The 14,680-nt window shown below is 46.1% G+C and carries 9 protein-coding genes; 8 read left to right on the top strand and 1 reads right to left on the bottom strand.

The genetic code is table 11. From position 1 onward, the window contains the following. The first annotated feature begins 15 nt into the window (after positions 1-15). From ACYVIT_RS14950 to ACYVIT_RS14920, 7 genes are all read left to right on the top strand, one after another. Positions 16-2,829 (top strand): glycosyltransferase family 2 protein, encoded by a 2,814-nt coding sequence (locus ACYVIT_RS14950; protein ID WP_415807252.1) that lies wholly within the window; start codon positions 16-18, stop codon positions 2,827-2,829. 58 nt (positions 2,830-2,887) lie between these two features. Further along, positions 2,888-3,691 (top strand): glycosyltransferase, encoded by an 804-nt coding sequence (locus tag ACYVIT_RS14945; RefSeq protein ID WP_415807251.1) that lies wholly within the window; start codon positions 2,888-2,890, stop codon positions 3,689-3,691. Positions 3,692-4,004: 313 nt separating this feature from the next. After that, positions 4,005-4,913 carry a hypothetical protein gene (locus ACYVIT_RS14940; protein WP_415807250.1) on the top strand — a complete coding sequence of 303 codons (909 nt, stop codon included), beginning with the start codon at positions 4,005-4,007 and terminating at the stop codon, positions 4,911-4,913. A 103-nt stretch (positions 4,914-5,016) separates the two neighbouring features. Next, entirely contained in the window at positions 5,017-5,283 is a 267-nt protein-coding gene (locus ACYVIT_RS14935) for a hypothetical protein (protein ID WP_415807249.1), read from the top strand. Between the two features lie 115 nt (positions 5,284-5,398). Further along, positions 5,399-6,487 (top strand): SGNH/GDSL hydrolase family protein, encoded by a 1,089-nt coding sequence (locus tag ACYVIT_RS14930; protein ID WP_415807248.1) that lies wholly within the window; start codon positions 5,399-5,401, stop codon positions 6,485-6,487. A gap of 421 nt (positions 6,488-6,908) precedes the next feature. Next, entirely contained in the window at positions 6,909-9,905 is a 2,997-nt protein-coding gene (locus ACYVIT_RS14925; RefSeq protein ID WP_415807247.1) for a polysaccharide pyruvyl transferase family protein, read from the top strand. A 410-nt stretch (positions 9,906-10,315) separates the two neighbouring features. Continuing rightward, entirely contained in the window at positions 10,316-11,212 is an 897-nt protein-coding gene (locus ACYVIT_RS14920; protein WP_415807246.1) for an alginate lyase family protein, read from the top strand. A gap of 232 nt (positions 11,213-11,444) precedes the next feature. Here the strand turns inward: ACYVIT_RS14920 and ACYVIT_RS14915 are convergent, their stop codons facing one another. Then, the gene (locus tag ACYVIT_RS14915) at positions 11,445-12,782 is read right to left on the bottom strand and encodes a hypothetical protein (protein WP_415807245.1); all 1,338 of its coding nucleotides are present in this window, start codon (positions 12,780-12,782) and stop codon (positions 11,445-11,447) included. A 761-nt stretch (positions 12,783-13,543) separates the two neighbouring features. Between ACYVIT_RS14915 and gmd the strand changes: the two genes are divergently transcribed. Continuing rightward, positions 13,544-14,665 (top strand): GDP-mannose 4,6-dehydratase, encoded by a 1,122-nt coding sequence (gmd, locus tag ACYVIT_RS14910; RefSeq protein WP_415807244.1) that lies wholly within the window; start codon positions 13,544-13,546, stop codon positions 14,663-14,665. The last annotated feature ends 15 nt before the right edge of the window (positions 14,666-14,680 follow it).

Raw genomic sequence — 14,680 nt, 5'->3', positions numbered from 1 at the left:
AAAGAGAAGTGATCAATGGATAAAGTGATATCGACTATTAGGAATTCTGATCTTCTGGACCAGAAATGGTATCTGTCAGAATATCCTGATGTAGCGGCTATGAACATAGATCCAGCCGTTCACTACGTGCAATTGGGCGCTTTACTATATAGGGATCCCGGCCCAAAATTTTCGACTAGCGCATATTTGGCCGAGAACCCAGATGTGTTGAGCGCCGGAATTAATCCTCTCTATCATTATCTGGTTTGGGGGGAACAGGAAGGACGGGAAAGTAAGAATGCTGGTAGACGTTTTTCAGAATTAAGCAAGAAATCTTTGTCATCGGCTTTTGACTCCTCATTGCTCGAGGGGTTGGCGAAATCTGATGAAAATGAAAATCTAATTAAATTACCAGATTGGCATCTGCCTCGTGCGACCTTGATTTCTAAAGATCAAGTGCTGACTCCTTTTTCAGTGATGGATCTTGAAGTTAAGCTATGGGGAGGATACTCGTCGTATGCCATCTCAGCGTTGGAACGGATGAAATTTTCTTCCTCCACCAGTGTTGTTGAAAAGATAAATATTGGCTGGCATTTGGCCAGATGGTATTTTGTTGAGGGAAAATACGAAGAGGCGCTAAAGAATGTGCTGCTCTCTAAATACTACTGCATCAAAAACTATCGAAAATTGACTGTTCCGCTAATGAAATTGGCAGTAGTGGAGAGTCAATGCCTGACTAAGATGGGGCAGTTGAAGCGAGCTAGAAAGTCGCTAGTGAATATTACGTCACGTATGTCAGGAAGTTCGAATCTAAATTTGGCTTGGGCTGCCGTTGCTGGGGAAAAAAACGTCATAGACGAGCATTCTATGCCGGACAGAGATGCGCCGTTGCCGTGGATTAATCGACTTTTTGAAGAACGAGGGTTGGCCGTATTAAGAAAAAGGGATGAAACTGCGCCACTCAGTTTTTTCAATTTTACGGCGGTGGACATCGCTCCTCTGCCATCGTCTGAAACACCAGAAAAAATATCGGTGATTATCCCTGCATATGGAGCGGAAGAGACAATACATATTCCAATTGAGAGCTTACTAAAGCAGACTTGGTCAAATTTGGAAATTATTGTAGTCGATGATTGCAGTCCTGATGCCACCGGCGAGATAGTCAAAGAGCTCGCTCGGAAAGATAGTCGAGTAAAGTTGATCCGTATGGAAATGAACGGCGGAGCATATCCCGCCCGTAATCTTGGGTTGAAACATGCGACCGGTGATTTCATCATGGTGCACGATAGTGACGACTGGTCGCATCCGCAGAAATTAGAAATCCAGATGAACGGATTTAAAGCGGCAGATAACCCAATTGCTGTAGTGTCGCATTGGGTTAGATTTGATCAATATCTTAGACCGCTCGGTGCGTGGCGTCCGACTGGTAGTTTTTTTGACTTGAACTTCTCCTCCTTAATGTTCAGACGCGAAGTTCTGGATGAAATCGGCGGATGGGATGAGGTGCGTGTTAGTGGCGATGCAGAGTTTCGGGCGCGAATAGCCCGTAGGTATGGAAAAGAGTCAATAGTCAAAATATCTCAAGGCTATCTGTTATCCCTGTCCTTAATGAGAGACGACTCGTTAACTCAAACGAAAATAACGCATTTGAGGAGCTTGGATTTTGGGCTGCGTTGGCTCTATCGGGACGCATATCAATATTGGCATGGCTCTGATTATTTCAAACAGAGTCCGACAATAAAGGCCAAATCCGCTCGCCGTCCGTTTCCTGTGCCAACGATTCTTCGATCCCGCTCAAATCAAGAGAGTACATTTGATTTTCTGATAGTGAGTGATTTGAGTGTAGAGAGTTGGGTCCCGGATCTCTTGTTGTACATTAGCGCAGCGCACCAAGCAGGTTGGAGCACGGCGCTATGTCACTGGCCTCGATACGACGGATACGTACATATGCCAATTGACCCCCGTGTCTATGAGGCATGTCAGCAATTCGATATAGAAATTATCACTAATGGTGACGTCGTTCATGTGCGCTCTGCTCTCGTGCCTCACCCTGAAATTTTTGAATATAGACTTGATCAATTTCCGCAGGTAAAAGCAAAGCAAGCGACTATCATAGCTACTGAGACTGTGTTTAAAGATGCTCGAAATGCGTCGCGCACAGACACGGTTTCTGACGCTATAAAGTCCCATTTGCAAGAGTTTCTAGGTACTGAGGGTCAATGGCAGCCTATTTCTATGGCTGTTCAATCGAAACTTAAAAGTATAGAGCCCAGTCTGCGTGTTGCTAACGATATTTGGTGGCCATTATTCAAATTTTCGGAAAAATCGAATTGGCGGAAGTCTAAGAAAGAGACTCCAACTCTGGGGCGCTATTATGATGAAGTTACGATAGGCGAGACGTGGCCTATGAGCTTTAGAGATGTGAAGCGAGCATATTGCGCTGATAGTGCGATGAAAATCCATTTCGTTGGTAATCCTGACATAGTATGCAGTCATTTTGGCAGAAATCCCGAAAATTGGAGATTTGAGCTCACCGACGACACGAGCGTCGAGGATTTCATACGTCAACTTGATTTTTATCTTTATTACCCAGACCGTAATTACGACGGCGCATGTGACCCCATAATGTTGCAAGCTATGAGCAACGGTATTCCTGTAATTACATACCCAAAGTTAGAGAAAATATTTAAGGACGCGGCAATCTATTCCGCGCCGGAACGGGTCTCGTCTATTTGCACTGAATATTGGATGGATACAGAAAAATATTCTGAAGCTAGCAAAAAATCAAAAAAATTCGTTAGTAAGAATTGTGACGTAAAGAGCTTCATGGGTCGATTCCGCGCCCTTTAAGAAAATATATCGATCCTAAAGTGCTCAATTTTAATTATATTTGATATTTTTCTACGACATGTCACAACATATCTATGTAATGATTCGGTACTCGGTCCTCTCAAAAAATATCGGCGATACCTGGGTGGTGGGTAGAACCGGTTTCGAGGAGTATAGAGAAAAACTGTTTGCTTCAGAGCGGCTAAATGCAAGGCAAGATCTATTCGAAAAGATAACTTTGCCGTCGTTAGTTCATCAGTCAAAAACGCCTTCGGCAGAATGGCTAACAGTATTTCTTTTAATTTCGGAAGAGATGCCCGTTCAGCATAAAGATGCGTTAACGAGCTTAGTCTCCGGCTACGACTGGATCAAGGTTGTGCCGTTGCCTGTAGAGAACACCCTTTTAGGGCGTCCGGTGAAAGCCGCGATAGCGGAAAAAAAAGGCGAGTTGACCTACGCAACTGTTCGTTTGGATGATGATGATGCGTTGGCATTTGATTATTTTGAGAATTTATTGAGGTACATAAGGCCGCAGTTTAATGGATTTTGTATTTCTTTCGGGAAAGGCGTGGCAGGACTAATGACGAACGGAAAATTTACGTCTTTCCGTGATTACTATGCTCCCAAAGCTGCAATGGGTATGGCTTTTGTGAACTATAAATCGAAGAATGGGCCTGTGAGGTTCAAATCTGTATATGGTATTGGCAATCATCTGAAAGTCGACCAGAAAGTGCCGACTATTTTGGATTCCAAAAGCCACAGTTTCCTTCGCACGATCCATGAGCATGCAGATACGCAGATAGAGAGAGGCGCTAGTGTTTATTTAAAAATGAAGGAGATGGAGGCGAGTGATATTGTGGATAAATTTAATATTATTTTATAAGCACACTATATTTAGATCAAATTGGTCGCCCCGAATTGCATAGGCAAAAGTAGGTTGAACTGGCTCTTTACAAATTATCTGCGTTAATTGGCGGCATATGGCACGGACCGTATCTCCTTCGCGGCCTTGATGTGATTATTAGACGATCTCTGCTTGATATTTCTAGCGGATACGAAGGTCCGCTCAGTCTGGATTGAAGATTTCTAAATAGCATCCCTACAAGGCTCATAAGTAGAGCAGATGATTGTGCTAGGATTCGTTACTAGTTGATTTTGATTTATATGTACTACCTATGTTACAGGCCAAGTAAGTTATGAGCGAGACAATACAAATTCCATCTAAAGCACCGGGGAAGTCGGGCGCGGCATCGTTGCAGCAATTGGAGCGCATTCATCTGCAATCTTCAAGCCTTCCGAACGACTTGAATAAGGGTCTGTACACGTATGCTGAAGATAATTTCCAATATGATTTCATTTATCGGCCATCAAGTACACGACGACTTTTTGTGCTCTTAAGTGGTTACGTTGATCGAAAACTACTTTCTCCGCCAGTTTTTCAACGATGGTCATGGGCAAAGTATTTTCCCGGGCATAGCCTTTACATCGCTGATCCTAGTTTGAATTTGGAGGCGAACTTAGGATTAGCATGGTATGTGGGTACAGAAGCGAATTATATTCTTCCGTCCGTGGCCGAATTGATTCTGCGGGTTGCAAAGAAAATTGATATTCCGTTGAGTGACGTAATAATTTATGCTTCGTCAGGGGGAGGGTTTGCCGCATTGAAATTGGCGGCATTAATTCCGGAGGTAACTTCCGTCGTGATCAACCCTCAGACTGAGATTACGAAGTACGACAACCCGGGCGTGGAGAGATTTCTCCGTACTTGCTTTAATGGATTGACTCGGGAGCGAGCGATTGAGCAGTATCGAAATCGGCTTAGCGTGTTTCCTGATATTGAAAAACTCAAGGCACGAAAAATAATCTACGCTCAGAACTTAATAGATACTCATCATATTAATGATCATTTTCTCCCTTTTGCTGCCCAGGTAGGATTAGAGAAAGAATCATCTTATTCTAATAAGAACATAAAGACGATTTTTTTTGAAAATGAAGGTGGGCATGGAAAAGGGGAATCGCCGGAGGTATTTCCGAGTTTGATTCGTCACGCGATAAATATTAGTGCTGCTCCCTTGCAGACATTTCCTGGTGAAACAACGGGTTAGGGTCGGCCTTCCCAGACACCGTGGCTTAATCTCGCTTGCAAGTGAGATGAGTGGCATATTTGCGTAGTTCTTTTTTAAACAACCAATTTGAGAGAGTAAAGTCATGGCAACTCGTGTTTCCAAAGCTGCTGCCGCACCGCTGTCCAATCAGCAGTTAGCACTCGAGCTTGTAAAAACTACTCTGGCGGGAAATGTTAGGGCTGGTTTTTCAGACGAGTTGATTCTTGAAAATATCAAGCATGCTAATAAACTCGTAGCCGAGCGAGCGCGTTTAGATGGCGCGTACGCCGTAGGACTGTACAGAAATATTTTGAACAGACTGGAACAGCCTCCCGTCGAGAAAAAGAACCTAGATAATAGTGATCAGTAATTTTCGTGCGTTGACCCGGTAGGTTTATTCATTCTATATATCCAATTAGATTTATTTTGATGCCGTCAGGGGATCGTGGTCGTATTTAATCAACGTTCGAAGGTAATCCCAGATTATGAATTTCCTTTTTGTTGGTGGCTCTAATACCCTAATGCAGCGGGGTTATGTTTATCAGTTTGAGAAGCTATATAAGACATTTCAAAATGAAGAAATAAATATAAAGAATATTGCAATAGGGGCAAATAGTTGTGTGCACGGACTTGAGTTGCTAAAAAACGAAAATAGTCTTTCTGGGTATGATTGTATTGTCGTAGAGTATGTGGTCAATGATCATAAGCTTGCCCCTAGCAGCACAATTGACACTTGGAGACAAGCATATGAAGGGATAATCCGCTTCTTGATAAAAAATTGCTCGCCTGAAGTGCGGATTATCAGTCTGATTCTAGGCCGCCGTGACCCCAAAACATTTTTTCGACAAAAAAGACTGGCGAAGGAAATACACGGCCTTTCAAAGAAATATTCCAAATATGCTAACGTAGAAGTTCTCGATGCAACCAAGATATTGTGGGAGATTTCCGAAAATAGAAAAGATCTTTATGCATCTATGTATAAAGATGGCGCGCATTATAGTTTGCCGGTCGCCGCGTCATTGATTGGTAGTTTATTGCTTAATCACTACGTTGCCGGCTTGCAAAAAGGGAAAATTGAATTTTCCTCGTTGGAAAGCGATCAGGCAACCAACAGTTTTGAACACAGTGTCGTTATTCCGGCTCGCCAGTTTGGGGCCGCGCATAGATTATTTAAGAATAGTAAGCTCGAAGTTTCTGCGCTTGTTATAGGTGCCGGTAATTCTGTAGAGCTAGATGTTCCTGGCTCAGTTGTTAGTTTTAGTTTTATTTCTACTTTTGATTGTTTATCTGTTCTTGTAGAAGAGGAAGGAGAAACTCCGTTTTTTATTGATTGTCGTCATAAATGGGTGCAGGCAGACCACTCCCGATTTACACTGAAGAACTTACCGTTGGCGTGGAAGCGTTGGGGGAGTTGTGTTGGGCGTAGGAAAATTCGATTTACTGCTATTGCCGAAGATGTCCGCGCCAATTTAACTCACAAATACGTAGGTCAATATGCATTCGCGGCGCCTGACCCAGTGCCAATTGATAATGCTGCCTTCTATTTGGTTAGTATTCTTTCCCAGAATGCGTAATGCATATCGTTTCATAACAGCTGTGGCATACCGACTTGTCCGTGATATAGCTTACAAGCGATGGCAAGCCGGTACGATGGATTTACAGAGTTTTACGCTATCGCCTCGGTATACGGTTTGACTCAAGCATGAGTTGAAACCATCATAGTAGCAATGAGCTTGAAATATCGAGAGGGTCAAATTTAGGATGCAGACATGCGCGTAGAATCCGAGGATTCTCGGTTTATCACGAGGACAGCGGTGAAAGTATGTGATCTCCTGTGTGACTTTTTTCTCAGGCCTGATCTCCAGGCGATGGAGCCGACGCCTGACCGGGTATCTAGTCGGTGGTGAGAGGTTTACGGTATCATCGATAAGATTAGAAGAACGTCGTCAGTTCTCGGTAGTTACCCGTTATATTTAGAAAGGTTGGTACCAATACATGTTCAAAGAGATATCAGGAAAGCTTAGTTCGTTTCTGCAAAGGACTGGATTGGACCAGCACGTTGTCAGAAAATGGGTGTATAGAAAAGTATCTTATGTTGTAGATTTTATTTATCGAGATGTTAAGTTCGGTTTTGATGTATCTCCGTTGGCCAACGGGCAGTTCCTTTTGGAATTGATTGAGCGCCGCCACGACGCCGATATTGTCTTAGTCGACGCTGCGAATAGAAAGCAACTTCTATCTAGAAGTGCGTCTGCGAATGAAGTTGTGAAACTAATTGGCGAGCGTGCTGCGCAATTGGTCGCGGATATCGATGCCTATCACTCTCGGTCACATCCTGGCGCTTTAAGTGTTAACGTAAGAGTAAATCGCCCAATAGTCTCAGCAAAGAGCCTCAGGGTAGGAATTCTTACGTTACCGCTTAACAGCAACATAGGCGGTAACCTGCAAGCTTATGCAATGATGGAGTCGCTGAGACGGTTAGGGCATTCGCCTGTTTTCATTAATAGTAAGCGCTTGCCGAGTGATGCTACAGGGAAATCTTCCCTTGGCTCGCCAGATCTGTCACGACCTCTTTTGACAAAAAGTGTCGGCTTGGGGCGAGCGCAGCCGAATACGAAGTTTGTAGACAAGTATCTTGTCCCAATCACTGTGCCTTTTAATTCGTCGGAGCTGCTAGCACGGGACGTAGAACGCCTTGGGCTTGATGCGATCGTGGCCGGTAGTGATCAAATATGGCGTCCGAGATATGCAAGAGCTCACCTGGGTAGCTTCTTTTTTAACTTTCTGTCGCCGGAAAGTAAAATCAAGCGGATCAGTTACGCTGCTTCTTTCGGGGCTTCTACTTGGGAATTCAGTGACGAACAGACCCGTGATGCTTCTCTATTAGTAAAGCATTTTGACGCGGTTGGAGTTCGCGAGGATCGAGCTGTTGAGCTTTGTGCCAAACACTTGGGAGTTGAAGCCCAGCTCGTTCTGGATCCGACGTTGTTGCTTGACCGAGATGCCTATGCGCCGATAATTAGCGAAGCGCCGCAGCGATCGAATGCCGGGCAGATCGTTGCTTATGTTCTTGACGTGACTCCCGGGAAAGTTGCGGTTGTGCAGGAACTCGCAAGAGAGCTCGATCTGCAGGCATTTGCTACTACAGGGCAGTCGTTTCCGGGCGGGGAAGAAACGGAGAATGAAGGGGCAGACAAGTCTGTCCAACATTGGCTAGCTTCGTTAAACGAAGCAGCTTTTATTGTCACTGATTCTTTTCATGGTGTAGCTTTCTCCATTCTGTTTAACAAGCCTTTTATTGCATATGGAAATCCAAGCCGAGGTATGTCCCGCTTTACTTCGTTGCTAAAAATTGCTGGATTGGAGAGTAGATTAGTTACCAAATCATCTGATGTTGACGTCAGTCAGATGATGCAACCCATTGATTGGGATTCAGTTAATGAACGGCTCGCTAAGTGGCGAGCCTCGTCCTATGAGTTTTTAGCGAATGCACTCGCTGGTAAGGGAAAGGCGCGTGTAGTCTCCCCGGCAGTGGCGTTGCCCAAAACTAATGAAATTCTCAAAGTTCGAAGTGAGTTCGTACATAATACTTCAGCTTGGTCCGTGAACAAGTTACGGCAGGGAGTCGAACTCTCGGTCGCAGAAGGAGCGGCAGCCAAGCTCCGTAACCTTGTTTGGTGTGAGTTACCTGTGCGGCTTCAAGCCGGCTCGTCCTACCGATTATCTATAAAGTGGTCGGTATCTTCTACTGGTTCGGTGGTTAAGCCTTGCATTCGCAATCCTAAGACCGGGAAGATTCACACACTGGCGGCTATACGTATGAAAGCTAAGATGGCTGAGATGCATACGGATACTATCGACTTCTCTCCACCGGGTGACGGTTTCTCGCAGTTTGTATTAGGGGCCGCTAGTTTCCCTGGACCAAGTGGCGGGGCGAAAATCGAGGCTATGACCTTACAGCAATTGGCGGTTTCAGTCGCGGAGCCGAATGAATCTTTATCTCCTCGTTCGGAATACGCGGATAAAGCTCGTATGCTTGCTCTAAGGGACAGCAACCGTTATTCCGCTGCCTATGCTCATGGTGACCCGTTGGGCAGAGCGCGAGGCCGTCTCATGTATTCTGCTCACTCGATTGAAAAGGGGCTGAGTCACGCCAATTTTCGAGCAGGATTTGGAAAAACAGCAATTGAACGTTTGGCTAACGGGACTCGCCAATGGCTGGCGATGAATAATAGCATCGACGATCCGTTCTTTAAATCGGCAATTTCTGTGATGTATTCCTATTTTGAACGTCACAGGCAAATCAACTTTGACGTGTCACACTTTCACCAGCAGTTTTCGCCTGCTGTCCAAAAGATGATCGCTGAGGCTGATAATATTTATGGTGGCGTCGCTCCGGCTGCTGCCAATCGAGAGCCTATCATCAATGCGGGAGAAGATCGTACATTTATAGATGTTGTTTATAGTCGCCGTAGCGTCCGAGAGTTTACTGATGCAAAGGTTGAAATTGCAGATATCCGACGTGCGGTACAGATTGCGTCTCAAGCGCCGTCGGTTTGCAATCGACAAGGTCCTCGTGTGCATCATTTTAGTGATCCTGAGCAGATTCGCGCGTTGGTGGACTTACAAAAGGGGTTTGGCGGGTACAGTAAACCGCCCATATTGCTTCTAGTTACATGCGACCTGACCGCGTTCTTTCTGGCTAAGGAGCGAAATCAGGCCTTTGTTGATGGTGGTTTATTCTTGATGGGGTTGCTGTTAGGACTTGAGCAAGTTGGCTTAGGTGCTTGCCCGCTCAATACTACAATGGACGCAGATCGTGAGGATGCCATCAGGAAAGTATCGAGAATCTCCGAAGACGAGGTGCTGATCTCGTTTGTTGCGGTGGGACATTACGATTCGCAAGTCCTGGTGCCTCGTTCTGTCCGATATTCTGTAGAGCATTTACTTTGCATGCATAAATCAACATCTAGTGAAAAGGTGGTGTCTTAGAACTCATGAGCTGGCTGGCGATTTGTATACGTCGTTGACGGTCGCGTCAAAAGAGCTACGGCTCTTTTCTTACGGCCGTTTTGAGAAGTGTTGAGTGCAGATCAGTGACGTGCTACAAATAAAATCGTCATCTTATTAGAAGCCAGGATGCAGTGACTAGTCAGGCGCAAATAATTGCTCGTCCTGGTTGTTTTTCATGTGCTATGTTGCTTAAATAGAAAATGGTAAAGCAGGGGAAGTATTTTTTTGTGTGTCTAATATCGGCTGCTGACTAAGCCGACATAACGTGAAAGGTGTAGACTCTGCGTACATTTCGAACCTCCAGCCCTTTAACACATCGTGGATTGAGAATTGCTGTATGCGCAGGGGCTTTCCTTGCTACGGCACAGGCTTATGCATTCTCTTGCCCTATGGCACCAGCAGCTGTAAAGAATATTGAGACACGTGCCGTCTACGTCGATAAACGTGGATCGATCGTGGACCCTGAGAGAGAGTTGGCGAACGAAAAGGTACGTGCCCCCATTAATAAATTCATAGATGACATTCAAAATGTCGCTGATGATTATTATCGAAAGCCATCTCCAGAAAAATTGGCGTGCGGGAAGAGCTATCTGGAGAAATGGGCCGAAGAGCAGGCGCTGATCGGTGGTAACGTTTCAAACCAGGGGAAGTTAGTAAGGTTTTGGGCTGCAGGGTCGATTGGCGTCGCCGTATTGAAGCTGGGCTTGGACGAGAAGAGCCTTTCACCGGCCGTTCGTGATTGGTTGCGTGCTCTTGGCAACGAAATAGAAGATTATATCAATCAGAGAGAAGTGAAAAATAACTTGTACTATTGGTCGGGCTATGCGCTCGGTGTTATGGGGCGAGTACTTCACAATGCCGATTATCAGAAAAAATCTCTAGAGATTTTTAATTTTGCGCTGAGTTCTATAGAGCCTGATGGCACTTTGTCTTTCGAGTTGGGAAGGGGGCAAAGAGCTTCAATTTATCATGGGTTCGCAGCACAAGCTATTTTTGGTTTAGCCTTAATTCATGATGCGAATTTTAGTGAGCTAAATAAAGGTAGATTTGGGAATTTAGTTGAATTGTTGAAAAAGACTGCCGTTGATCCTGGCTATATAGCAGAAAAAGCTGGAGTAAAGCAGCAACGAATTTCTAAGGCTTCATGGATCAATGTTTATGAACGTCTGGTCGCTGGGGAAACGAATTTTCTTGTACGCAGGGGCGTCAAGTGCCCGGATATGTTAAGGCTGGGTGGAGACGTTTGTAATTTTGCGGCCTTATCTCTGAATACAAAGCCGAAGTAATTGCGAGTGCTCACCACGGTGTTGGTTACTCAAATCTAGGAGTATGAAGTGCGATTCATCAGCTGAGGCAATAAATATACTTTATGCCGATCGCCCCATAAGATGGGGCTCTCTGATGTTCTACATCCGGAATTTGCAATGTGAAATTTGGAAAAGCGTTATTGTTGAATGACTTAGTCTAATTTAATAGCGTATCTATTATTAGATAGAAACGATCAGGGTAATTGCAGAGTTAAAAATATTCTCGGGCATGCGGCATATACGCATGTAATGGTAATCGGTCATGATAACTGGTGCCAAAAGGATGGCGTGTTCGTATTTGCCCGCGTGGAATATCGCTCGTCCGAGTTCGTTTAAGTTTGCGTACGTGGTGAGAGTTGAGTGCATAATCTACGGAACGGTGGGGGCCCGGCTCAACAGCAGCGCTCATTTCTAATGTCACGCACATGCCTTTGTCGACTATTCGTACAGCAGTGATGGGCACTTCCTCGCCCTTACCATTGTAGACATTAAAGCCCCAATTCCCCGGGTCTTTTATGGTCTGATCACGTGCTACTCTGATCGACGGAGTCATCCGAATAATGTAGGCCTTCGAATCATATTCAACGGAATCCCACTGGAGAATTGCTTTCTCTCGTTTTTGATAAAGCGCTCGCGCCAAACATAATCCGTTAAATTCCCCCTTCATTGCGTGGCTGTGTTCGCGCCGATGTAGCAAGTCAGGCTGGTAAGGAAGATGGTAGCTTGGGCCTGTCTGGATGAACTCGCGAGGTCGAGCTTTGCATAACGCATATTGGCCTCGAACCATCTCATGACAATCGACCACGAAAGACGATGGCTGCGCGAGGAGCCAAGGAATGTCCGTATGCTGCCCAGTACGCAACATGACATCAGCATTAAAGCGATCTCGCAGCGCGATAATGGCGCTGTCCCAGTATTGATGTGTGCTGTCAGCTTCCCCTTGATCAAAATCAATGTATTCGACGTATGGCTTAAAACCTTGTGCTTCTAGTAACGAACAAACCCGATCGAGCGCTTTTTGTGCATCTTCGTATAGTTCAGTGTCCGGGGAGAGGGCCTTAATACTGCTTCCGCCCCATGCGAGGTTGACCACGACGCTCTTTGGAATTCGTTTGTGCACGCGAGCCCAGTATGCGCATACTTGAAACGCTGCTCCCTCGGCGATAGTAGTGCTTTGCGTTCGCTTCAGACTCGGCTGAGAAACCAATGGCCGGAATCCCTTGGTTTGATCAGGTTGCAGGCGTGACACTGGGCCACGACGGTGCAAGCCCATGCCGATCCCTGTGTCCGGCATCCATAATGCCTCGGGCCAAGGGTTTGTTCGATAAATAGGGTTTGGAGCAGATCCGGGGATGGCCCCGAGCGCATTGGATTGCCCGTAGGCCACCCGAATAGCGACCGGTGTGGCCTCTTGCTTGAATGGTGGCGGGCGAGGCCTTCGCAAGAAGGGCGACGATATTGCCGAGATAAGCGTTACCAAGCGGGGCAGCATTGATACATTCAGAAAAAAATAGATCCTAATAATATCTTTTTCTTCGCCCAAAGTCATGAGTGTAAATTTGTGTTTCGTCGCTTGATTGGGAGGTTCAAGGTGCACCTGGGACTAGGGCGCGTCGTCTAACAAGTGCGAGGACATACGGCGCGTCGCAGCGACGCACGCCCCGCACGCACGCGACAGCGGATTGAGTTCTTCAGTGGTTGACAACACTCGAGAAATTACTACGACTCTGTATTGAATAGTTACGTTTCCAATGCGAATGTCGAATCGAGCATGCGGTTCATCCCCAATGACTTGCAGAGTTTTACGGAGGTTGACAGGCGAGTGAGTAGGCCAGGAAAGGTTCTCTGTAGCTTTTCATGGGGTCTGCAGGCATATCCGAACGAATTAGGCGAATGACGGAATCCGGACTGCCGGTAGCATCGGACTGGCCTTCGGTCGATCGTTAGGCCGTTCGATGAGATCGTTGTGATTTACCGATGTATGTCAAGTTGATTGAACGTCATCCGCGACATGACTGGGCCCGGCGTGTGTGCCGCCAGCCTACTGCGCAGCCGTCGCAATAAGCGATACACAGTGCCTGCTCCCAAGCTCTTAACTGTTCCAGATTTTGCCGTGCCCCGTGTGGGGGATTGCTCGCTCCGCACGTTCGAGGATCTGTTGTTTGCAAACGAGCAGCGATTAACAGAGTTACTAGGTTGCCGCGATCAAAGGTTTTTTAGTAATAAGATTGTGGTAATGTAACTAAAGTGCGGTACGTTAGGCGGCAGTAGAAGCTTTCTATCCTTGCTCAAGGAAATTTTGGAGTGCATATGCCCAAAAGAGCTTTATTAACTGGAGTAACCGGCCAAGACGGCTCTTATCTAGCCGAATTTTTGCTTAACAAAGGCTACGAAGTACACGGTATCAAACGCCGCGCCTCCTCCTTCAACACGCAAAGGGTCGATCATATTTTTCAAGACCCCCATGAAGACAATCCAAAGTTTTTCTTACACTATGGGGATCTGAGTGACTCGTCGAACCTGATACGCATAATCGGGGATGTCAAACCTGATGAAATATATAACCTTGGTGCTCAATCGCACGTTGCAGTGAGTTTTGAGGCGCCTGAATATACGGCTGATGTTGACGCTATGGGCGTATTGCGTATATTAGAAGCTATACGACTATTGGGTCGAGAAAAGAGCACACGCTTTTACCAAGCCTCGACATCAGAATTGTACGGGCTAGTGCAAGAAATCCCTCAAAAGGAAACTACCCCGTTTCATCCGCGGTCACCGTATGCGGTAGCAAAATTATATGCTTATTGGATCACCGTTAATTATCGCGAAGCCTATGGCATGTATGCATGCAACGGAATTCTCTTTAATCACGAGTCTCCTAGACGCGGCGAGACGTTCGTCACCAGAAAGATAACTCGTGGATTGGCCAATATAGCCCAAGGCATCGAGCGTTGCCTATATATGGGAAACTTGGGGGCGTTGCGGGATTGGGGGCATGCCAAGGATTATGTGCGCATGCAGTGGCTGATGTTGCAGCAGGAAGCTCCTGATGATTATGTCATCGCGAGCGGCGTGCAGTACTCTGTGCGTGACTTCATTCATTGGTCAGCGGAGGAGTTAGGCCTCCGATTGAGATTTGAAGGTGAGGGTGTAGACGAGATCGGAGTGGTGGAGTCTATTATTGGTGATTCAGCCCCAGCGTCAAAGGTTGGTGACGTCGTTGTGCGAGTCGACCGACGATATTTCCGCCCTGCCGAAGTGGAGACGCTGTTAGGTGATCCCACCAAGGCTAAGAGGCAACTTGGCTGGACTCCAGAAATATCGGTTCGAGAGCTATGTCGAGAGATGGTGATGCACGATCTTGAAAAAGCAAAACAGCATGCGCTGCTTAAGAGGCATGGTTTCGATGTACATATCGGTGTTGAACGCTAATATAAACGAGCCTGG

This window comes from Bordetella muralis (assembly GCF_054781015.1).
The sequence above is the reverse complement of the archived record's forward strand: the minus strand, read 5'-3'. Positions and strand labels throughout refer to the sequence as shown.